At 54.4% G+C, this 21868-nt stretch carries 19 protein-coding genes; 8 read left to right on the top strand and 11 right to left on the bottom strand.

The window, feature by feature from the left end; genetic code table 11:
* Positions 1-106: 106 nt before the first annotated feature.
* The 9 genes from AOB54_08690 to AOB54_08650 all read right to left on the bottom strand — a co-directional run bounded on the left by AOB54_08690 (position 107) and on the right by AOB54_08650 (position 9356).
* Positions 107-1579 (bottom strand): DASS family sodium-coupled anion symporter, encoded by a 1473-nt coding sequence (locus tag AOB54_08690; GenBank protein ID WVN41547.1) that lies wholly within the window; start codon positions 1577-1579, stop codon positions 107-109.
* A gap of 201 nt (positions 1580-1780) precedes the next feature.
* Positions 1781-2449 (bottom strand): DsbA family oxidoreductase, encoded by a 669-nt coding sequence (locus tag AOB54_08685; GenBank protein WVN41546.1) that lies wholly within the window; start codon positions 2447-2449, stop codon positions 1781-1783.
* A gap of 59 nt (positions 2450-2508) precedes the next feature.
* Positions 2509-2889 carry a monovalent cation/H(+) antiporter subunit G gene (mnhG, locus tag AOB54_08680; GenBank protein WVN41545.1) on the bottom strand — a complete coding sequence of 127 codons (381 nt, stop codon included), beginning with the start codon at positions 2887-2889 and terminating at the stop codon, positions 2509-2511.
* Positions 2890-2922: 33 nt separating this feature from the next.
* Positions 2923-3201, bottom strand: coding sequence for a K+/H+ antiporter subunit F (locus tag AOB54_08675; GenBank protein ID WVN41544.1), 279 nt, complete (start codon positions 3199-3201; stop codon positions 2923-2925).
* Positions 3198-3701, bottom strand: a complete 504-nt coding sequence (locus tag AOB54_08670; GenBank protein ID WVN41543.1) for a Na+/H+ antiporter subunit E — start codon at positions 3699-3701, stop codon at positions 3198-3200. The genes AOB54_08675 and AOB54_08670 overlap by 4 nt, the downstream gene beginning before the upstream one ends.
* Complete coding sequence (locus tag AOB54_08665) at positions 3698-5308, bottom strand: monovalent cation/H+ antiporter subunit D (protein WVN41542.1); 1611 nt, start codon at positions 5306-5308, stop codon at positions 3698-3700. The genes AOB54_08670 and AOB54_08665 overlap by 4 nt, the downstream gene beginning before the upstream one ends.
* On the bottom strand, positions 5305-5649 hold the full coding sequence (locus AOB54_08660; GenBank protein WVN41541.1) for a Na+/H+ antiporter subunit C: 345 nt from the start codon (positions 5647-5649) through the stop codon (positions 5305-5307). The genes AOB54_08665 and AOB54_08660 overlap by 4 nt, the downstream gene beginning before the upstream one ends.
* The gene (locus AOB54_08655; GenBank protein ID WVN41540.1) at positions 5637-8528 is read right to left on the bottom strand and encodes a monovalent cation/H+ antiporter subunit A; all 2892 of its coding nucleotides are present in this window, start codon (positions 8526-8528) and stop codon (positions 5637-5639) included. Before AOB54_08655 ends, AOB54_08660 begins: the two co-directional genes overlap by 13 nt.
* A 357-nt stretch (positions 8529-8885) precedes the next feature.
* Positions 8886-9356, bottom strand: coding sequence for an Lrp/AsnC family transcriptional regulator (locus tag AOB54_08650; protein ID WVN42811.1), 471 nt, complete (start codon positions 9354-9356; stop codon positions 8886-8888).
* Positions 9357-9521: 165 nt separating this feature from the next.
* Here AOB54_08650 and mdeB point away from each other — a divergent pair, with 165 nt between their 5' ends.
* A complete protein-coding gene (gene mdeB / locus AOB54_08645) occupies positions 9522-12134 on the top strand; it encodes an alpha-ketoglutarate dehydrogenase (protein ID WVN41539.1) in 2613 nt (870 codons plus the stop codon).
* Positions 12135-12147: 13 nt separating this feature from the next.
* On the opposite strand, the gene AOB54_08640 is transcribed toward mdeB, so the two are convergent.
* Both AOB54_08640 and AOB54_08635 read right to left on the bottom strand, forming a co-directional pair.
* The gene (locus AOB54_08640) at positions 12148-12501 is read right to left on the bottom strand and encodes a DUF5368 domain-containing protein (GenBank protein ID WVN41538.1); all 354 of its coding nucleotides are present in this window, start codon (positions 12499-12501) and stop codon (positions 12148-12150) included.
* Between the two features lie 17 nt (positions 12502-12518).
* Positions 12519-13847, bottom strand: coding sequence for an FAD/NAD(P)-binding oxidoreductase (locus AOB54_08635; GenBank protein ID WVN41537.1), 1329 nt, complete (start codon positions 13845-13847; stop codon positions 12519-12521).
* A 202-nt stretch (positions 13848-14049) separates the two neighbouring features.
* On the opposite strand from AOB54_08635, the gene mscL reads away from it, so the two are divergent.
* The 7 genes from mscL (at position 14050) to AOB54_08600 (ending at position 21861) form a co-directional block, all read left to right on the top strand.
* Positions 14050-14508: a large conductance mechanosensitive channel protein MscL gene (gene mscL / locus AOB54_08630; GenBank protein WVN41536.1), complete on the top strand. Its 459-nt coding sequence runs from the start codon at positions 14050-14052 to the stop codon at positions 14506-14508.
* A gap of 101 nt (positions 14509-14609) precedes the next feature.
* Positions 14610-16262, top strand: a complete 1653-nt coding sequence (locus AOB54_08625; protein ID WVN41535.1) for an acyl-CoA synthetase — start codon at positions 14610-14612, stop codon at positions 16260-16262.
* Positions 16263-16291: 29 nt separating this feature from the next.
* Positions 16292-18094, top strand: coding sequence for an acyl-CoA dehydrogenase (locus tag AOB54_08620; GenBank protein ID WVN41534.1), 1803 nt, complete (start codon positions 16292-16294; stop codon positions 18092-18094).
* A gap of 41 nt (positions 18095-18135) precedes the next feature.
* Positions 18136-18912, top strand: coding sequence for an ABC transporter ATP-binding protein (locus AOB54_08615; protein WVN41533.1), 777 nt, complete (start codon positions 18136-18138; stop codon positions 18910-18912).
* Between the two features lie 3 nt (positions 18913-18915).
* Positions 18916-19614 (top strand): ABC transporter ATP-binding protein, encoded by a 699-nt coding sequence (locus AOB54_08610; GenBank protein ID WVN41532.1) that lies wholly within the window; start codon positions 18916-18918, stop codon positions 19612-19614.
* Between the two features lie 82 nt (positions 19615-19696).
* Positions 19697-20905, top strand: a complete 1209-nt coding sequence (locus AOB54_08605) for an ABC transporter substrate-binding protein (protein WVN41531.1) — start codon at positions 19697-19699, stop codon at positions 20903-20905.
* Between the two features lie 35 nt (positions 20906-20940).
* Positions 20941-21861 (top strand): branched-chain amino acid ABC transporter permease, encoded by a 921-nt coding sequence (locus tag AOB54_08600; GenBank protein ID WVN41530.1) that lies wholly within the window; start codon positions 20941-20943, stop codon positions 21859-21861.
* Positions 21862-21868 lie beyond the last annotated feature (7 nt).

The following is a 21868-nucleotide window of genomic DNA, read 5'->3' as shown; positions in this document are numbered from 1 at the left end:
GGCGTCAATATACGCGCCAAACTTGTCTGCGTAAATCTGGCTGGCAGGCTGCCCGAGCAACAATTGCCCGTGACTGCCTGCCGACATTACTTCCGCTGAGTCTTGTTTACAGATAGCCCAGCACAGACCACCAGGCCCCGCCCACCACGATAAGAATTAGTAGGTTTATCACGCTCATGACGAAGCCAGCGCCCCACCACTCGTTTAGGCTTGCGTAGTTCGATCCGAAAATGATGGGCGCAGTGCCGGTTGCGTAATGGGTGAGCGACATCATTAAGGAAGATGAAAAAGCCAGCACTAGGGCCAGCAGCATGGGGGGTGCCCCAAGCGCTACGCCTGCGGTAAAGAAGGCCGCAAACATGGCCGTGATGTGTGCTGTTGTGCTGGCAAAGAAATAGTGGGCGTAGAAGTAGACCGCCACCAAGATTGCCGTGCCACTCACCCAGTCTAGACCCAGATAGCCGATGCTGGTCTGAATCGAGGTTGAAAACCAACTGATCAAGCCCAGCTTGCCCAGGAAAGTTGCCATCATGACCAAGGCAGCGAACCAGACCAGTGTGTCCCAAGCGCTCTTGGCTTTTAAAAGGTCGTCCCACTCAAGCACTCCTGTGACCAAGAGCAGCGATAGACCAATCCAGGCGGTGGTGGTGGCGTTAATTTCGAACGCCGGACCAAACAAGAATGCCGGTACGCTGGCCCACATCAGAAGCATCAGACCCAAAACGCCAAGCGTGATCTTTTCGTTGTTCTTGATCGGGCCTAATTTGGCCAGCTCACTGTCGGCCAACTCTTTGGCATTCGGCGTATTTTTAATTTCTGGTGGAAACAGGAAATACAGCACCAGCGGCATGACCAAGAGCATGACCAGACCGGGTACCAGCGCTGCCAACGCCCATTGGCCCCAAGTGATTTTGATGCTTGAGTCCGTGGCCTTGGCAATCAAATCAACCACCAGCGGATTAGGGGCCGTTGCTGTAATGAACATTGCCGATGTAATCGGGTTGGTGTTGTAGTTCACAAGTGCCAGGTAACGCGCAATCTTTTTTGAGGTGCCAAGTTCCGGGGTGGAATTAAAGGCGTTTGCAATCGACCGCATGATGGGGTGAATAATGGCGCCGCCTCGGGCGGTATTGCTTGGCGTGACCGGTGCAATCACCAGCTCGGACACCACCAGGCCATAGGCCACACCCAGTGTTTTCTTGCCAAAAAGAGAAATAAAGTAGTAACCAATGCGCTTGCCCAGGCCGGTCTTGGTCAGGGCCACCGCAATCATCACTGCGATTGCAATGAGCCAGATCAGCGGGTTGGCAAAACCGCTAAGTGCGTCGGCAATGGCGCCATCGGGCTTACCGGGCCGTGTGACACCTGTAATGGCCACCAGTGCTATGGCGATAATTGACAGCGCACCGATTGGCATGGCTTTGCCAATAATGGCTGCGATGGTGCCAATAAATAAAGCCAGCAGATGCCATGCTTCGGGGGTGACATTTTCCGGAACGGGAATACCGAACCAGATTAAAAGACCGATACCAATAGCGATTGCTGATGGCACAAGCTTAAGCGAGGGGGAGTTGTCCATGACACGAGTACTCCAAAGTTTTAAATTTTGAGTAAATAGCTATTACAACGCTCAAAATTTTAAAGATGGTGCCCCGCCTTGTCCGTGATGTTTGTCAACGCCATTAGCTTTTGCATGACAAATGGCCACGCAATTCTTGCAAAAAGTGGCGCGGCCAGGAATCGATAGAACTTGCGCCTGGATTGGCGCAGGCTTTGCTTGCTATTTTTCTGGGCTTGTGTGCTCGATAAGCTGCTCAAACGCACTCACGAATGACTCAGGCGGTTGGGCCCCTTGAACCAGATACTGATCATTCAAGATGATCGACGGCACGGAGTGAATCCCTAAGCTAGTGTAGCGTTGCTCTTCTTGGCGTACTTCCTGAGCGAACTCATTGTTTGCCAAAACCTGATGCGCCCGTAGCGGATCCAGCCCGGCCCGAATCACCGCATCCAATAAGTTCTGCTCATCGTCTAAGTCGACGGCTAGGCAGAAGTAAGTCTTGAGTAATTCAACTTTGAGCAGGGCCTGCTGCGCAAGACCAAGTTCATTCGCGGCCCAAAAGAGTAGCCGATGGCAATCAAAGGTGTTGTATACCCGTTTTCGGCCCTGTGGGTGAAAATCAAAGCCAGCCTCTTTTGCCTTAGCGCGGATCTGCGCCTGGTTTTCTTGGACTTGCGCTTCACTGATGCCGTATTTTTCGGTCAGGTGTTCGATCACCTCTTGGCCGCCCTTGGGCATCTGTGGATTCAGCTCAAAGGGCCGAAAGTGCAGTTCGAATTTAGCCCGATCGCCCATAGACGCCATGGCTTTATTTAAATTGCCCAGGCCCACTGCACACCAGGGGCAGGCGATATCGGATACGAAGTCAATTTTGATGGTGATTGTCATGTTTTTGTCTGCCGAAATTCTGTGTGCCACACCGCCAAATAAGTACTAGTAACTCAATTTTACTGCCTGGGAATGTGGTCATACGCATTCCAAGCGCTTTCCTCACCTGGCTGTTCTGGCCGCGGTCTGCGCAGCTCCCGGTGCACGGCCGCACGCATAATCAGCATCGACACCACCGGGGCCGTCATCAGCACAAACATGGCAATCAGCAGCTCATGCACCACTGGCCGGGTTTCTAGGGTGGAAAATAAAACCATTGACGCAAGAAGAATGCAGCCCGCGCCAAGCGTGATCGTGATGGCAGGCCCGTGCACGCGTTGATAAAAGTGTGGCAGCCGCAACAAGCCCAGGCAGCCGACCAGGGCGACCAATCCACCAAGAACCAACAAGATGGCAGTTGGTAAGCTGGCCCACAAAGGTAGCTGTTCCAAGTTAGTCATCGCAATTTCCAGTCATCACTACACGATCTAGATTCATTCAATAATCTCCCCACGCATCAGAAATTTGGCGATCGCAATGGTTGATACAAAGCCCAGCAGAGCGATCAATAGCGCCACCTCAAAATAAACCATGCTGCCAAAGCGCACCCCGAGCAGCAGGCAGATGAGCATGCAACACATCCATAGTGTGTCGAGTGCCAGCACCCGATCTTGGGCCGACGGCCCAATCACCAACCGCACGGCGCAAAAAAGTGCGCCAATTGCAACACAAGCCATTGCGAAATTTAAGGCAAGTGGTAATAGCTGGTTCATGGCGCTGAGTCCTCGAAAATTTCCATTAACGGTTGCTCGTAGTCGCGCTTGATGGTGTCAATCCACCACTGGGTATCGTGTAGATCAAACACGTGCAAGACCAACTCATGGGTGTCAGGAAGAATTTCCACCCAGACGGTGCCCGGAGTCATGTTGATAATGCCAGCCAGCAGGGCCAGGCCGTGCGGGCTTTTCATATCTAGTGGCACACGAATAAACTGCGAGTTCAGGCCGGCGGGTTTGGCCAATAAAATAATTTGAGTAACGTTAAAACACGAACGCGCTATCTCAACACCAGCCTTTAAGAGCAGCTTGATCAGCAACCAGGGCCTGCGAATACGCGCATAGCCATGGGGCTGAAGGGGGCGAACCAGTAGCGGAATAACGATCGCCAGCAATCCGCCAAGCAACAGGTGGGCGGCCTCAGTGCTTTGGCTGAGCAACAGCCATGTGATAAGCAGCGTCAGAGATAGCAGGGGTGAAGGAATCACACGCCTCATGGCTTTACTCCTGCCGGCCCTGGTACAGCCGGGGTGGATAGAACGCGTTCCACATAATTTGCGGGCAGGGCCAGATCATGACTAACGCGGTCTAGGTAGCCAAAAAGCGGGCCCGCAAAGATGGTCATGCCGATGCAGATCGCAATCAGCGCACTGACTGGGGCCACTTCGCTCAGGTGCAGGCTTGGCGCCTGAATACTGCCGGATGCCCAAAAGGTGCGCACACCAAACCGCATCATGGCAATAATGCCAGTCAGACCTGAGACCAGAATTAAACCGATAAAAAGCCAAGCCTCATGGGCAACGGCTGGCTCTGCTTCAAGCAGGGTGTGAAACAGGCTGAACTTTGCAATAAAACCAGATAGCGGTGGTAGACCAGTCATCACAAGCGTGCAGGCCGCAAAACCAAGCCCAAGAAAAGCAAGCGCCGTTGGGATACCAACCCCCACTGGCTCTTCGGGTTTTTCTTCAATGGCAAAGGCTTCCATACTGAGTGCCAGCAGTGCAGAACCCGGTGTGCGAATCCGTTCAATCAATCCGGCAAGCAGCAAAAACGCAGCAGTGGCCAGAGTCGAACCCACCAGGTAATAAAGCCCCGCGGTTAAGAGTGTGGTCTGGTTGGTTCCAACCACAGCCATCAAGGTGCCCGAAGAAATAATGGCGGCGTAGCCTGCCATTTTTCCGGCCTGCTCGCTGGCCAGCATGCCAATGCTTCCGAATACCAGCGTGATCAGACCCACCCAAAACAGCGCATCAAGTGAGAACCCATCTAGCGGCCCATGGCCAAAAGCCAAAGACCAGACCCGCACAATCGCGTAAATGCCAACCTTGGTCATCAGCACCATCATGGCCGCAACCGGTGGCGATGCTGCGTAATAGGTGGTGGGTAGCCAAAAGCCCAAAGGCCACGCCGCGCCCTTGGTTAGAAATGCCAGCGCCAAAATCAACGCACCGGTTTGCAGTAGCGGAAGATCAGCGGCACCAATCGCTGCAACCCGTGGCCCAAGGTCCGACATATTGAGTGTGCCGGTGCTGGCATAGATCAGGGCAATGCCGATTAGAAATAAAAGAGAAGCCAACAAATTAATCGCGATGTACTGCAGGCTTGCCCGAATCCGTGTGACGTTATAGCCGTGCAGCACCAGGCCATAAGAAGACGCCAGCATGACTTCAAAAAACACAAAGAGATTAAATAAGTCATTGGTTAAAAATGCGCCATTAATCCCCATGAGCATGAAGAGAAACAGTGAGTGGAAATGCACCCCAATGCGGCCCCAGCCCCGATACGAAAAAATGAGCACACAAATCGACAAGACTGCCGTGAGCACCAGCATCAGGGCCGCAAGTCGGTCGGCCACCAACGCAATGCCGAATGGCGCAATCCAGTTGGCCGCCAAATACACGCCCATCGGGCCGGGCCATAGTTCGAGGTCCGTTTTCCAAAAGAGCGCCACGGCGAAGACAAGCAACAGCATGTTGCAGCCCAGATTGACTGCAAATTTCAGGCCATGCCGTGCCTCGTTCACGGTAATCAGCAGCGCACCTGCAAGAAGCGGCAGCACTATCGGCAGCAGAATTAAATGCTGGGCCCAGGCAAGTCCGCTCATGCGTCAGGCTCCTTGCCGTCCACATGGTCCGTGCCAGTTAACCCCCGCGCACCAATCATGATCACCAGATAGAGCGCTGTTGTGGCAAAGCCAATCACAATCGCAGTCAACACCAGGGCCTGTGACAAAGGATCGGCGTAATCACCAAGCACGGGCAGGCCCGGTTTTAGCGTTAACGGGGCCTTGTCAATCCAGACCCGGCCCATCACAAAGATGAACAGGTTCACGGCATACGACATCAGCATCAGACCGGTAATGATCTGGAATGTCCGCGGCCGCAGAATCAGCCAAATGCCAGAGCCAAACAGCACACCAATGGCAATCGAGATCACGGCTTCCATGAGTTGGCCCCCGAAAGACGATCTGTGCGCTCTTGCGGGCGGTGGCTACGAATCGACTGGTGGCCCAAAGCAACCAGTATCAGCATGGTGCAGCCCACCACAGTGATGAAGACACCCAGATCAAACATAAAAGCGCTTGGTATATGCAGTTCACCAATCAGCGGCAGATTCAGGTGTGCCGTGTGACTGGTCAGAAATGGATACCCAAAGGCCCATGCGCCAAGCCCCGTTGCGCACGCAATCACCAGGCCATAGCTTAACCATCGGTGGGGCCGCAAATGCAGATGGGTCTCGACCCAATGGGTGCCTGCCAGCATGTATTGCACGATGATGGCCACTGAGAAGATCAGGCCCGCGACAAATCCGCCACCGGGCAGGTTATGGCCGCGCAGAAAGAAGTAGACCGCAGCCATGGTCATGAAGGGCAACAGCAGGCGCACATAAATTCCGGGCACGAGCAGGTAGCCACTGTTGGCCTGTTGATCCGGGGTCTGTCGGGTTGCCGCATCAAACGGATTGGGCGCCTGGGCGGCAATCGTGATGCTCTCTGGTGCGGGTCGGAAACGACGCAGCAGGGCATAGACCGTGAGCGCCACGATGCCAATCACGGTAATTTCGCCCAGCGTATCAAAGCCGCGGAAATCCACCAGCAGCACATTGACTGCGTTGGTGCCACCGCCCTCGGGCAGTGCTTTTTCCAAAAAGAAATTGGCAATGCTCTCGGGCATGGGCCGCACCATGACAGCGTAGCTGACCACGGCAATGGCCAGCCCCCCGCCAACGGCCAGCAGCATGTCTCGGCTGCGGCGCAACCGGGTACGCCAACTGGCAGGTGGTTTCATATCCGAGCGATCCAGCCTTGGGGGCAGCCAACGCAGGCCAAGCAGAATCAAAATGGTGGTGACCGTCTCAACCATCAACTGCGTCAACGCAAGATCCGGCGCTGAGAGCCAAAGAAAAGTGATCGATGTGGCAACGCCCGCACCGCCGATAAGCGCGAGTGCGGCAAGTCGGTGGTATTTGGCTTGCCATGCGGTGGCGATCGCACAGATGCCCCCCACTATCCAGAGCATTGCGAAAAACGGATCAATGGCATTTGGGGGTGGCACTAACCAGCCCGTGGGCAGACCGACCAGTAGCATGGGAACCACAAGCAATGCTGCGATCATGGCGAGCATCTGCGGCTGCAGGCGCTCTGTGCCCAAGTGATGGAGTAAAAAATTGGCCAGTCGGCCCAGGGCCAGCATGGTGCTTTCATAGGCCTGGGCACCACTTAGGCGACTCAAAACTGGTGTGCCCTCACGGCAATCTAAGTTGAATTGACGCCGCAGCACCACGTAGCCTAAGGCGCCGATCATCAAGGCCAGCACACTCATGAGCAATGGCAGATTAAAGCCATGCCAGATGGCAAGACTGTAGCTTGGTGCATCAGTGCCCAGTACCGATATCACAGCCTCGTGCAGAATTGGCCCAATACTTATGCTCGGGACGATACCCACCACTAGACATGCTACGACTAAGAGTTCAACTGGCAGTCGCATCCAGCGCGGCGGCTCGTGTGGCTCTTTTTCTAGTGGTTTTGCGGGCCGCCCAAAAAATACCGCGATAAAGCGAAGCGCATAGATCACACCAAAAATTCCAACCGCAAGCGCCGCGTATGACATCCACCAGTTGGTCGTACCGCCTACGTGCAGGGTCTCGGCAAAAAACATCTCTTTCGAGAGAAAGCCATTGAGCAGTGGCACTCCGGCCATGGCGCCACTTGCCACAATCGCAAGCGTTGCGGTGTACGGCATTTTTTTAAAGAGTCCACGCAATACCCGCATATCCCGCGTGCCAGTCTCGTGATCAATGATGCCCACCGCCATAAAGAGCGATGCCTTAAAAGTGGCGTGATTAAGGGTATGAAAGATAGCGGCCACCATGGCAAGCGGCGTGCCAATACCAAGCAGTGTGGTGATGAGTCCCAGATGGCTAATTGTGGAATAGGCTAATAAGCCCTTCATGTCACGCTGAAAGATCGCAGCGAACGCCCCTATTAACAGGGTAGCCGTGCCGGTACCAGCCACAATCCAAGTCCATGCCTCGGTGCCTGCCAATGCGGGCCACAGGCGCATGAGCAGAAAAACGCCTGCTTTCACCATTGTGGCCGAGTGCAGGTATGCAGAGACTGGTGTTGGTGCAGCCATTGCATGCGGCAGCCAGAAGTGAAACGGAAACTGTGCGCTTTTGGTTAAGGCGCCAAGTGCGATCAGGATCAAAGCAGGCAGATACAGCTCGTGCGATTGAATTAGGGCTTTGGACGCCAGTACCTTGTCCAAGTCGTAGCTGCCAACAATGTGGCCAAGAATAAGTACGCCAGCCAGCAGGCATAGCCCGCCGGTTGCGGTGACCGTGAAGGCCATACGGGCACCCCGGCGCGCATCCGCACGGTGATGCCAATAAGCAATCAGTAAAAAAGAGGTCAGGCTGGTCAATTCCCAAAAAATCACCAGTTGAATCAGATTGCCCGAGAGCACCACGCCCAGCATGGCCCCCATAAACGCAAGCAAAAACGAAAAGAACCGGGGCACGGGATCTTCTGATGACATGTAGTAGCGGGCATACAGCACGACCAGCAGGCCAATGCCCAGCACCAGCATGGCAAAGACCCAGGCCAGGCCGTCCATGCGGAGCGTGAACTCCAGGCCCAGCGCGGGCACCCAAGAAATTCTTTCGTAGATTATCTGGCCGGGTGTGTAGAGCGAGACTACGGTGATCAGGCCAAAGAGCGCAATCGCGCCAGCAAGCCATGCCTCGCGGTTGCGTGCATTGGCGGGCAAAAAGGCAGCAATAACACTGCCAAGGAAAGGGGCAAGAAGTAGGCCGCTAAGCGTCATGGCGCTCGCGCGACACTGCTTGGGGAATGATGGGTTTGGTGGATGTAGATCGCTTTTTCCATGGCTGAAAGAATACCCCGAGGTTGGCCAAAGAATTCAGATTTTGTCTAAGGGCTTGAGTTCCCAAAAAATCCACATTACAAACCATCAACTAAGGTTTAGAATTAATTTGTCTGCAGTCTGCTTGGGTCTAGTTCTTTGGACCAATGCTTTCGAGCAAGGGCATGAAAATTGGCCGTCAGGCGTGTGTCGATTCTTAGCAGTTGACCCCAGAGCCGGCCTGATCTAGCCCACCTGGACCTCCGGTTCAGGAATGCCGCCCAGGTGGACTGTAGGCACTCCCCCCAGTCTTCTTTTTTAAGCCGACGTTCTGATCGGCAGTGCGGTTTTGTATTTCACCTGTTTCAAAGCGAAACTGGACTTGATGTTCTTGATGCCTGGAATCTTGGTGAGATGCTCCAGAATAAATCGCTCCAAGGCCTGAATATCCGGAACCACAATCCGCAGCAGATAGTCTTCGTCGCCCGTCATCAGATAGACCTCCATGACCTCGTCGAATTTGCTGACGGCCCGCTCGAATTTTTCCAACACTCCTGATTCCTGTTTCTCAAGCGATACGCGCACAAACACATTGACCTTGAGCCCCAGGGCCCGTGGATCAGCCAGGGCAACCACCTTAGAAATAACCCCTTCGGACTGCAGCCGCTTCACGCGGGCCAGGGTGGGCGATGGCGAGAGATTGATTTTTTCGGCCAGCTCCACATTGGTCATGCTGGCATCGGTTTGCAGCCAGCGCAGAATTTTTAAATCTGTGAGATCCAGTTCTATAGACATAAGATTCGATTTAAAAGTATTTGTTCGGCATTTTATGCTTTAAAAAACAGAAATTAAAGGTTTTTTGGCATCAACTGCTGGCCGAGTTCCCATATCGTGTTGTTTATTCAAACAACAGCAGCCCCGGCGACCGGGGCTGGCATTGCGTGGGAGCAAAACATGGACATGTCGAACCAGGGGTTCATCGCCCAGATGCTGGACCCCGATCAGACGGAGACCCAAGAGTGGCGCGATGCATTGGCATCGGTCATTGCCAATGCGGGGCCAGAGCGTGCCGCATTTTTAATCAGCGAGGTCTATAAAACCGCGAAGTCCCTGGGTGTGAATTGGCAGCGGCCGCGCAATACGCCTTACATCAACACCATTGCCCCCGATCAAGAGCCGCCATACCCCGGTGGCGCCACTGCGCTGCAGATCGAAGAGCGCATCGCAGGCATCATGCGTTGGAATGCCCTGGCCATGGTCATGCGGGCCAATCAATTGTCGACAGAACTCGGTGGCCATATTGCTAGCTATGCATCGGCCGCCGATTTGTTTGAGGTGGGCTTTAATCATTTTTTCCATGCACCCAATGCGCAGTCTGCTGGTGACGTGGTCTTCTTTCAGCCGCACTCAGCGCCGGGTGTGTATGCGCGGGCTTTTTTAGAGGGTGAACTCAGCGAGCAAAACCTGGAGTTCTATCGCCGCGAAATTCAGGCCAAACGCCAGGGGATACAGGGGTTGTCGTCGTATCCGCACCCGTGGCTGATGCCGGATTTCTGGCAGTTCCCCACGGGCTCCATGGGGCTGGGGCCCATATCTGCCATCTATCAGGCGCGATTCATGCGTTACTTGGAACACCGTGGTCTGCTTGCACAGCAGCCCAGAAAAGTCTGGGGCATTTTTGGTGATGGCGAGATGGATGAGCCCGAATCACTCGCAGCCTTGTCGCTGGCCGCGCGTGAAAAGCTCGACAACTTGATCTTTGTGATCAATTGCAACCTGCAGCGTTTAGACGGCCCGGTTCGCGGCAATGGCCACATTGTGGATGAGCTGGAGACCTTGTTCGAGGGCGCGGGCTGGAATGTCATCAAATTGCTCTGGGGATCGGACTGGGATCCGCTTTTGGCACGCGATCAGTCGGGGGAATTGATACGGGCGCTCACCAACACCCCAGATGGGCAGTTGCAGACCTTTGCCGCCAATGATGGCGCCTTTAATCGCGAGAAATTCTTTGGCCAGAACCCGACACTTCAGGCCATTGGCGCATCGCTCACTGATGAACAGATTGACCGCTTAAAGCGTGGCGGACATGACATGCGCAAGATCTATGCGGCGTATCTGGCGGCTTCGCAGCACCAGGGCCGCCCCACGGTGGTGTTGGCCCAGACCAAAAAAGGCTTTGGCATGGGCAAAGCCGGCCAAGGCCGTATGACCACGCATCAGCAGAAAAAGATCGACCAAGAAGATCTTCTTGAATTCCGTAATCGTTTCCATCTGCCACTCACCGATGCGCAGGTAGCGTCACTGTCGTTTTATAAGCCAGAGGCATCAAGCCCCGAGATGCAGCATCTCTTAGCGCGGCGCGCGGCTTTGGGTGGTTTTATGCCGCGTCGGCCGCATGCGCCTGGCCAACTTCCCGTGCCATCCATGGAATCTCATGCCCAGTTTGCCCTGCAGGCTGACGGAAAAGAAATGTCCACCACCATGGCCATGGTGCGCATGCTGGGCAATCTTTTAAAGGCACCGGATTTCGGCAAACATGTGGTGCCGATTGTTGCCGACGAGGCCCGAACATTTGGCATGGCCAATCTGTTTAAACAAGTGGGTATTTATTCGGCGCAGGGGCAGTTGTACGAGCCCGAAGACATTGGCTCAATTCTGTATTACCGCGAGGCCAAAGACGGCCAGATTCTGGAAGAGGGCATTTCGGAAGCCGGCGCATTGGCATCGTGGACGGCAGCCGCTACCAGTTACTCCGTGCATGGGCTCCCCATGATGCCCTTTTACATCTACTACTCCATGTTCGGCTTTCAGCGGGTGGGCGATTTAATTTGGGCCGCAGCCGATCAGCGGGCCAGGGGCTTTTTGATTGGGGCAACTTCTGGCCGCACGACTTTGGCTGGGGAAGGCTTGCAGCACCAAGACGGCAGCAGCTTGTTAATGGCATCAACTGTGCCGAACTGTATTTCTTACGATCCCGCCTATGCCTATGAACTTGCCACAATTATTGATGACGGCATGCACCGCATGGGTCAGCAGCACGATGATGTTTTTTATTACATCACTGTAACCAACGAAAACCAGGCGCAGCCCAGCATGCCCAATGGCGCGCGGGAAGGCATTTTGCGTGGCATGCACTGCGTGCGGCAAGCAGAAAACCCTGATGTTCGGCTGCTTGGGTCTGGGGCGATCTTGGCCGAGGCCTTGTCGGCCGCAGAGCAGCTTGAGCGTGAGCACGGTATCCGGGCTCAGGTCTGGAGTGTGACCAGTTACAGCGAGCTGGCCCGAGATGGCATGCGATGTGAGCAAGCAATACTGCAGGGTGATACCGTAACAACGCCCTGGGTCACGCAGATGCTGCAATCAAGTGCGGCGCCAGTCATTGCCGTGTCAGATTATGTGCGTGCGCTACCGGAGATGATTCGCGCCTATGTGGGCGCACCATATCAAACGCTGGGCACCGATGGTTTTGGCAAGAGTGATACCCGGGCGAGCCTTCGCGATGAATTCCGTATCAGCGCCCACTGGATTGCCACGGCAGCACGGCAGGCGGTAGCCAAGCAGTACTGATCAGATCACTGATTCAGTTTGGCTGTTTGGGCATGTGCCTGTGCCCCAACACGGCGTACGCCAAGATCGTGGTGGCGATTAAACCCACGCCATAGACACCGAAGATCAGGAACCAGTCAGCTGGGCCGCCGGCATCGGTAAAGCCAGACGACGACACCTTGGCCATGATGACGAGTGCCAAAAATCCGCCGAACACCCCCAGCACTTCTGACTTCACCAGCCGCTTGGCATTAATGCCGGATTCGCGCTTGAGCACGCGAACAAACCCCACAATACCTGCAATGGCAACCGCTAACATGACCCACAACCAAATGCCGAGCATCTCTTGGAAGACGGCAACCAGCACCATGATGTCGAGTTCTTTCATTGGTCTGTCCTTTCCGGTTAGGCGCGGCCGCGCAGCATGCTGATGTAAGTGGGCTTTAACGCCATGGTCTTCATGACCCAGCTCACCCAGAGTTCTTCCAGTGGCGCAACAATGCCGGGGAAGGACTCAATCAGGTTGTTGTGATAATCGAATTCAATCAGCATGGCCCGGCCTAGCCGCGTGATCAGCGGGCAAGAGGTGTAGCCGTCGTATTTCGATGTCGATGCCTTGCCGGTGATATCCGCAATTAAGTGGTCGGTGGCAACGGGCACCTGCCATTTCACGCTGGCAGCAGTTTTGCCTTTGGGCACACCCGCCACATCGCCCACGGCAAACACTTCGGGGTAACGCAGGTGGCGCAGCGTGGCCTTATCGGCTTCTACCCAACCATCTGCCGCATTGGGGCCATCCGTCCACGGCAGGGGGCTTTTGCGAATGACTTCTGGTGCCCGCATGGGCGGCACCACATTGATAAAGTCATAGCCCTGTTCCACTTTGCCTTTGGGTGTCTGGTAAGTGGCAATTCGCTTGCTGGGATTAATCGCGGTGAGCACATGGTCGTAGTTCACCTTCACGCCACGATTCACAAACAGCATGCGCACCTTTTCTGACACGATGGGCACACCAAACAAGGTGGTGTTTTGTGCCATGTAAATCAACTCGGCCTTGCCGCGTTGGTTTTCCCGGCGCAGGCGATCATCGGTAATAAAGGTGTATTTCAGTGGGGCACCAGCGCACTTCATTTCGCCAAGGGGCCGACCAAAAAGACCCACACCACCTTTTTTGGAAAACTCAGACATGGCCAGCCATGTGGCCAGCGCGCCATCGGGCCCGTTATAGACACTGCCCAGCCCGTTTTGGCCAATCAGACTGGTGTCCATGCCCTCGATTGCGCCGTAGTTCAGCTCAAGCCCAGACGACAAAATCAGAAAATCATAGGCCACCGTCTGGCCAGATTCGGTGACAACTTTTTTGGCGTCGGGATCGATCTCGCGGGCCCGCTCAGAAATCCATTGGGTATTTTTGGGGATGTAATCCGCAGTGTTGGAGACACTGTAATTGCGGGGCTTGATGCCTGCCGCAATCAGTGTGTAGCCAGGCTGGTAATGGTGTTCCTTGCGGCCATCGATCAAAATGATCGTGGCGCCATCTAGCTGGCTAGAGAGTCGGGCGGCAGCCGTTAGGCCAGCTGCACCGGCCCCAACAATCACAATGCGTGCACCGGTTTTGATAGCGGCTTTGGCAGAGTTTGGTGTGGTGGTGACGGCCCCCGCAATGGGCAGTGCCGCCATGCCGGCGAGAAAGCGACGACGGTTGGCCGATAGTTGGCTGCTGTGTTTAAGCATGCTGACTCTCCCAAGTACTTTGTTTCTTTGTTTTGAACCCGAGATTTATTCTATGCGCCTAGCCGCATAAAGCGATTACCAAGACCTGATCTAGGTCAAGTTCTGATCGATTGTTGTTGGCGTAATTGCTGGGGTGAAAAAGCAGGGTATGGCTGATAGAGTCTAAATTTCAAACGCAACCATACATTTGGAGAACCAAACCATGAGCGTCTTAAAAGAGTTCCGTGAATTTGCAGTCCGCGGCAATGTGATTGATCTTGCCGTGGGTGTCATTGTGGGCGCAGCATTTGGAAAGATCGTGGATTCGGTGGTGCGCGATCTGATCATGCCGATTGTGGGCCTGGCCTTTGGCAAGCTCGATTTTTCGCAGTACTTCATTGCGCTTGGCAGCGTGCCGGACAACATTCCGAAAACACTGGATGCAGTAAAGGCGGCAGGTGTGCCCGTGATTGCTTATGGCAGTTTTCTAACGGTCGCGTTTAACTTTGTCATTCTGGCCTTCATCATTTTCATGATGGTGAAACAAATCAACCGCCTGAAAGCACTGGCCGAGAGTGAAAAGGCTGACGAGGCCGCAGCCGCGCCCGCAGAGCCGCCCCCAACCCCGGAAGACATTGCGCTGCTGCGTGAGATACGTGATTCGCTGAAAGCGGGCCGCTAACACCAGCTGAAAAATATCTTGTATGAGACTAGAGTAAGATTTACAACAAAACGGTAACAAAACCGTTCCAAGATAAAAAGGCGCTCAACAGGGAGGAGCACGTGGTCAGTATTTACGAACAAGGCTTGGATAAAAATCCAGCCAACTTTGTTGCGCAGTCGCCACTAAGCTTTATTGAACGAACGGCGCAGATTTACCCTTACAAAACAGCAGTGGTTCATGGTGCGCTGCAGCGTACCTGGGGCGAAACCTACGCCCGTTGCCGGCAGCTGGCTTCGGCCCTGGCCAAGCTTGGTGTCCAACGGTTCGACACGGTTGCGGTCATGCTGCCCAACACGCCACCCATGGTGGAGTGTCATTTTGGCGTGCCCATGCTGGGTGCCGTGCTCTGCTCGCTGAACACCAGGCTAGATCCATCGGCCATTGCCTTTATGTTGGACCACAGCCAGGCCAAGGTCGTGATTGTGGACCGTGAGTTTTCACCGGTGATGAAAGCGGCCCTGGCCAGTCATGCGCAGACTGGCAAGCCCATGCCAACCGTGATTGATGTCACGGATCCGTTATATGTTGGACCCGGTGAATCGCTTGGCACAACAGAATACGAAGACCTGATTAAGACCGGGGACCCAGAGTTTGCCTGGAGTCTGCCGCCAGACGAGTGGGATTCCATCTGCCTAAATTACACATCGGGCACCACCGGTAACCCCAAGGGCGTGGTCTATTCCCATCGCGGTGCTTACACCAATGCCATATCCAATATTTTGGAATGGGACATGCCGCGCCATCCGGTGTATTTGTGGGTGCTGCCCATGTTTCATTGCAATGGCTGGTGTTTTCCATGGACCATTGCCGCACGCGCCGGTGTCAATGTCTGTTTGCGCAAGATTGATGCGCAGAATATTTTTGATGCCATTCGCACGCACAAAGTCACCCACTACTGTGGCGCACCGATTGTGCATGGCATGCTGATCAATGCCCCCGATGCCATGAAACAGGGCATTGATCACAAGGTCAACGCAATGGTGGCCGGTGCCGCGCCGCCAGCCGCAATGATCGAAGGCATGGTGAAAATGGGGTTTGATATCACGCATGTCTACGGTTTAACCGAGACCTATGGGCCTGCAGCGGTCTGTGTCAAGCATGACGATTGGTCTAACCAAGATCTTGGCGAGCAGGCCCGTCTCAATGCCCGGCAGGGTGTGCGTTATCACCTGCAGCACGCCATTAATGTAATTAACCCTGAAACCATGCAGCCAGTCCCCGCCGACGGAGAAACCATCGGCGAGATCATGTTTCGCGGCAACATCGCCATGAAGGGGTACTTGAAAAACCCGGGTGCCACCGCCGAGGCGTTTGCTGGTGGCTGGTTCCACTCGGGCGATCTTGCCGTGATGCACCCCGATGGCTATGTGAAGATTAAAGACCGCAGCAAAGACATCATTATTTCTGGTGGCGAAAACATCTCCAGCATTGAGCTTGAAGATGTGTTGTACCGGCATCCTGCGGTGCTTGCTGTTGCGGTAGTGGCAAAGCCAGACCCCAAATGGGGGGAGACACCATGCGCTTTTGTTGAAGTCAAACCCGGCGCAAACGTTACCCCAGAAGACATCATTGCCCACTGCAAACAACATCTTGCCGGCTTTAAGGTGCCACGGGCCGTGGTCTTTGGTGATCTACCCAAGACATCCACAGGAAAAATCCAAAAGTTCGAGCTTCGTAAAAAAGCTGGTTCATCGTCTGCTATTGACGTCTAGTCAATTGATTATTCAGGGGTTTAGAAAAAATGGCTGACTACATCGCTCCCGTTCGGGACATGCAGTTTGTATTAAATGAGCTCGTGCCCATGTCAGAGATTGTGGCTCTGCCTGGCTACGAGGAAGCGACTGACGAATTGGTTGGGGCGATTCTGGAAGAGGCCGCCAAATTTGCTGGCGGTGTGCTGGCGCCGTTGAACTGGACCGGGGACCAACAGGGCTGCACGCTCTCTGGCGATACAGTGAAAACGCCAGACGGTTTTCAGCAGGCCTATGCCCAGTTCGTGGAAGCGGGATGGCTGGGGCTGGGCTGCAATCCGGAACACGGCGGCCAGGGCATGCCCACGGTGGTGGCCACTGCCGTGAACGAGATGTGGCATTCGGCCAATATGGCCTTTGGCCTGTGCCCCATGTTAACGGCAGGCGCTATTGAAGCCATTGAGCATCACGGCTCAGACGAACAAAAGGCAACCTATCTTCCCAATTTGATTTCGGGTAAGTGGGCCGGCACCATGAACTTAACCGAACCCAATGCGGGTTCGGATTTGTCGGTTGTGGCCACCAAGGCAGTGCCCCACACCGATGGAACGTATCGCATTACTGGCACCAAGATTTTTATCACCTTTGGTGAACACGACCTTACCGAGAACATTATTCACTTGGTCTTGGCCCGCCTGCCGGATGCACCCGCTGGCGTTAAAGGCATCTCCCTTTTTATTGTGCCGAAGTTTTTGTTAGGCAGTGCCGGCGGCATTGGCGCGCGCAATGATGTGAAGTGCATCTCGATTGAACACAAGCTGGGCATTCATGGCAGCCCAACTGCGGTCATGTCCTTTGGTGAAACGAGTGGTGCGGTTGGCTATTTGGTTGGGCAGCCAAACCGCGGGCTGGAATATATGTTCACCATGATGAATAACGCTCGGCTTGCTGTGGGACTCGAGGGCGTGGCCATTTCAGAGCGGGCCTATCAGCAGGCGGCCGCCTATGCGATACAGCGCGTGCAGGGGAAAATTCCCGGAAAGTCGGGCAGCCTGCCGATTGCGTATCACCCCGATGTGTCCAGAATGCTCATGATGATGCGTTCGCAGACGCAGGCCATGCGGGCGTTGGCCTATTTGGCCGCTGCGGAACTAGACCGTGCACGGGCCCACCCTGACCCATCAGCCCGGGCGCTTGCTCAGGCGCGGGCTGATTTTCTGATTCCAATTGTGAAGGGCTGCTCCACCGAGATCTCGGTTGAAATCGCCTCACTTGGAATTCAGGTGCACGGTGGCATGGGCTATGTCGAAGAAACCGGCGCCGCCCAACATTTTCGCGATGCACGGATCACCCCCATCTACGAGGGCACCACGGGAATTCAGGCCAACGATTTGCTGGGCAGAAAAATTGTGCGCGATGGTGGCCAAGAGGCCCGTCGTCTGATTGCAGAAATCAATGCGTTGGCCAAGCAAATGCAAGGTTCAGCAGATATGCGTTTCAAAACCATGGGCGCGACACTGGGCGTTGCTGCGTTGACACTGGATCGCTCGGTGGAGTGGGTGCTGGATGTTTATCCCAAGAATCCCGCGGCTGCTTTGTCGGGCGCGGGCCCCCTACTGAAATGTTTCGGTAACATTTGCGGCGCCTGGTTACTGGGGAAATCCGCAATACTCGCCGCCCAAAAACATCGAGATAATTCTTCCGATTTGTTCTATTTGATGAAGATTGGGGTTGCAGTGTTTTATTTCCATCACATATTGCCCGGTGTTTCTGGCCTGTCGCAGTCGGTTCGGCTGGGCGAAGAATTAGTCCCGGCCATGGCAGACGGGCTCATGGATCTGTTGCCCAATTAAATCCAATACTTCCCGCCCAGATCTCTGAATTATTCGCTCAAATGTCGGACTACATTCTTACTACCGAAGGACTCACCAAGGAGTTCATGGGCTTTACTGCGGTCAACAATGTCGATCTCAAGGTGCGCGCGGGAACCATTCATGCATTGATTGGCCCCAACGGCGCCGGCAAGACCACCTGCTTTAACCTGCTGACAAAATTTATCTCGCCCACACGGGGCAAGATCACCTTTAAGGGCCAAGACATCACCCAAAAAAGCCCTGCTGATATTGCGCTGATCGGCATGGTTCGCTCTTTCCAGATTTCGTCGGTGTTTCCTCATTTAACCGTTCTGGAAAACGTGCGGGTGGGGCTGCAGCGCCGGCTGGCAACATCCATGCATTTTTGGAAGAGCGAGCGAAGCCTAAATGTTCTAAACGACGAAGCCATGAATTATCTCGATCAAGTGGGCCTTGCCGATTTTGCAAATAAAACGGCAGTCAGTCTGCCCTATGGCCGAAAGCGTGCACTTGAAATTGCAACCACGCTTGGCATGAACCCCGACTTAATGCTGCTAGACGAACCCACCCAGGGCATGGGCCATGAAGACGTGGGGCGTATTACATCGTTGATCAAAAAAGTCTCGGTTGGCCGCACAGTGCTGATGGTGGAACACAACATGAAGGTCGTCTCAACCATTGCCGACACCATCACGGTGCTTCAGCGCGGGGCGGTGATTGCTAGCGGCACTTACGCTGAGGTCTCGGTTAACCCGAATGTGATGGAAGCCTATATGGGTTCCGCACACACCGAGCTGACCTCGCCGGCGGGGCATTGACCGATGGACGCTCTGCAAATCCATAGCCTGCATGCCTGGTACGGCGAATCCCACGTGCTGCACGGCATGAGTCTGGAAGTCGCCCATGGCGAAGTGGTCACGCTACTGGGCCGTAATGGCGCGGGAAGAACCTCCACCTTGCGATCCATTTGCGGGTTGGTGGGGCGTCGCACCGGCACCATCAAGGTCAACGGCATCGACACGATCAGCATGCAGCCCCACAACATTGCCCGGTTGGGCATTGGTTACTGCCCTGAAGAGCGTGGCATTTTCACCAGCCTGACTTGCGAACAAAATCTGCTGCTTCCCCCTGTCGTTGCAGCCGGGGGAATGAGTATTGACGAAATCTACGACATGTTTCCCAACCTAAAAGAGCGCCGTAACAGCCCAGGTGGCCGGCTCTCGGGTGGGGAACAACAAATGCTGGCGATTGCCCGTATTTTGCGCACAGGCGCCAAGATTTTATTGCTCGATGAAATCACCGAGGGCTTGGCTCCGGTGATTGTTCAAAGGCTTGGTCAGATCGTAACGGCATTGCGTGACAAAGGTTTCACCATTGTGTTGGTGGAACAAAACTTCCGCTTTGCCGCACCACTGGCAGATCGTCATTACGTGGTGGAGCGTGGCCAAGTCGTGAAAGTGGTGAAAAAAGATGAATTGGCCGCCAACAGCGAGATGCTCAACGAGTACCTTGGTGTGTAAGCGTTTCAAAGTGGTTTGAAAGTAATGAGTAGTAATTGAGTTGTTCTTATAAGCTGTATTTTTAAATCAAAGGAAGAGGAAGATGAGACAAAACATGATGTCCAAGGCGGTTGCCGCATTGTTTATGGCCGCTGCTGCTGGCGGCGTTGCTGCCCAGAAAATTAGCGACGATGTCGTAAAAATTGGCGTGCTGACCGACATGTCGGGCACCTATTCCGACTTGGCGGGCAAGGGCTCGGTCATTGCCGCTGAAATGGCGGTCAACGACTTTGCCAAAAACCGCATGATTCTGGGCAAAAAGATCGAGGTCATCTCTGCGGACCACCAAAACAAGGCTGACATCACGGCCAATAAAGCCCGCGAGTGGTTTGACAAAGAAAAAGTCGACGTGATTGTCGACTTGGTGACCACAAGCGCAGGCCTTGCCGCCATGGAAATCGCCGAGCAGAAAAACAAGATCACTCTGAACTCAGGCGCTGCTTCTCTGGATATCACCCGTTCCAAGTGCACGGCCAACAACGTGCATTGGGTCTATGACACGTACAACCTGGGCAAGGCCCGCGAAGCGGTGGTGAAGTCAGGCAAAAAGACCTGGTTCTTTGTGACCGCAGACTATGCGTTTGGCCACAACCTGGAGCGCGACACTTCTGCCATCGTAACGGCCAATGGCGGCAAGGTGCTGGGCAGCGTGCGCCATCCCTTCCCCGGCAGCGACTTTTCATCATTCTTGTTAAAGGCCCAGTCCTCTGGTGCCCAGGTGATTGGCCTGGCCAATGCTGGCCAAGACACGATCAACTCAGTGAAGCAGGCGGCAGAGTTTGGCATTAACCAAAAGCAGACCATTGTTCCCTTGCTCACCTTTATTACCGACGTTCACTCGCTTGGTTTGAAGTCGGCCCAGGGCCTGAGCGTTGCCGAGTCTTTCTACTGGGACTTAAACGACAAAACCCGCGCATGGTCCAAGCGCTTTTTTGAGCAGCATAAGCGCATGCCCACCATGGTCCATGCGGGCGTGTATTCCTCGGTGATGAACTACTTAAAGGCGATTGAAGCCACTAAAACCGACGACACAGCGACGGTGATGGCCAAGCTGAAGTCCACGCCAATTGATGATGGCTTGTTCAAGGGCAACATCCAGGTCAACGGTAAGTTCAGCCATGATTTCTATGTGTTTGAAGTTAAAAAACCATCGGAATCCAAAGGCCCTTGGGATTACTACAAGGTCGTAGCGACCATTCCAGCCGCTGAAGCATCGGCACCGCTGGACAAGTCCTGCAAGCTGGTGAAGTAATCACTGCCCACTCATGCACTGCGTAACGGTTCATCATGTTTGAGATGCTTTCAATCACCCCACAGGCGCTGGTGGCTCAGCTCCTGGTGGGGCTTATCAACGGGTCTTTTTACGCCATCTTAAGTTTGGGATTGGCGATTATCTTCGGCCTGTTGAACGTGATTAACTTCACGCACGGTGCGCAGTACATGATGGGCGCCTTTGTCGCCTGGATTGGGTTGACCCAAATCGGCAACTGGATCGGCGACCCAGAGTTCAGCGTGAACTATTGGGTGGCCCTGGTGGCCGCCCCTTTGATTGTTGGTGCCATCGGCATTGTGGTGGAGCGGCTGATGCTGCGGCGGCTGTATCACATGGACCATTTGTATGGGCTACTGCTGACCTTTGGCCTGGCCCTGGTCATTGAGGGCATGTTTCGCCACTGGTACGGCATCTCGGGCGAGAGTTACACGGTGCCAGAAGCTCTGCAGGGTGGCTTTCGCATCGAGAGCCTGGAACTCTTTTTACCGAAATATCGGATGTGGGTCATTGCAGCGTCGCTTGTCGTGTGTTTTGTAACTTGGTACGTGATTGAGCGGACCAAGCTTGGCAACTACCTGCGTGCTGGCACTGAAAACCCGAAGCTGTTACAGGCACTGGGGATCAATGTCCCCTTGATGATCACCCTGACGTATGGCTTTGGTGTGGCCTTGGCGGCTTTCGCTGGTGTGTTAGCGGCGCCGGTTTTTCAGGTGAACCCAGTGATGGGGTCTAACTTAATTATTGTGGTGTTCGCTGTGGTGGTGATCGGGGGCATGGGGTCGATTTTCGGGTCGATTGTCACGGGTCTTAGCCTTGGGCTGCTGGAAGGTCTCACCAAAGTGTTTTACCCCGAGGCATCGAGTGTCGTAATTTTCGTGATCATGGCCATCATCTTGCTGATTCGCCCGGCAGGCCTGTTTGGTAAGGAAAAATAAGCGCTGC

It is taken from the genome of beta proteobacterium MWH-UniP1 (assembly GCA_036362785.1).
GTDB lineage: Bacteria > Pseudomonadota > Gammaproteobacteria > Burkholderiales > Burkholderiaceae_A > Lacustribacter.
Note: the sequence above shows the minus strand (reverse complement) of the source record. Positions and strands in the feature narration are given on the sequence as shown.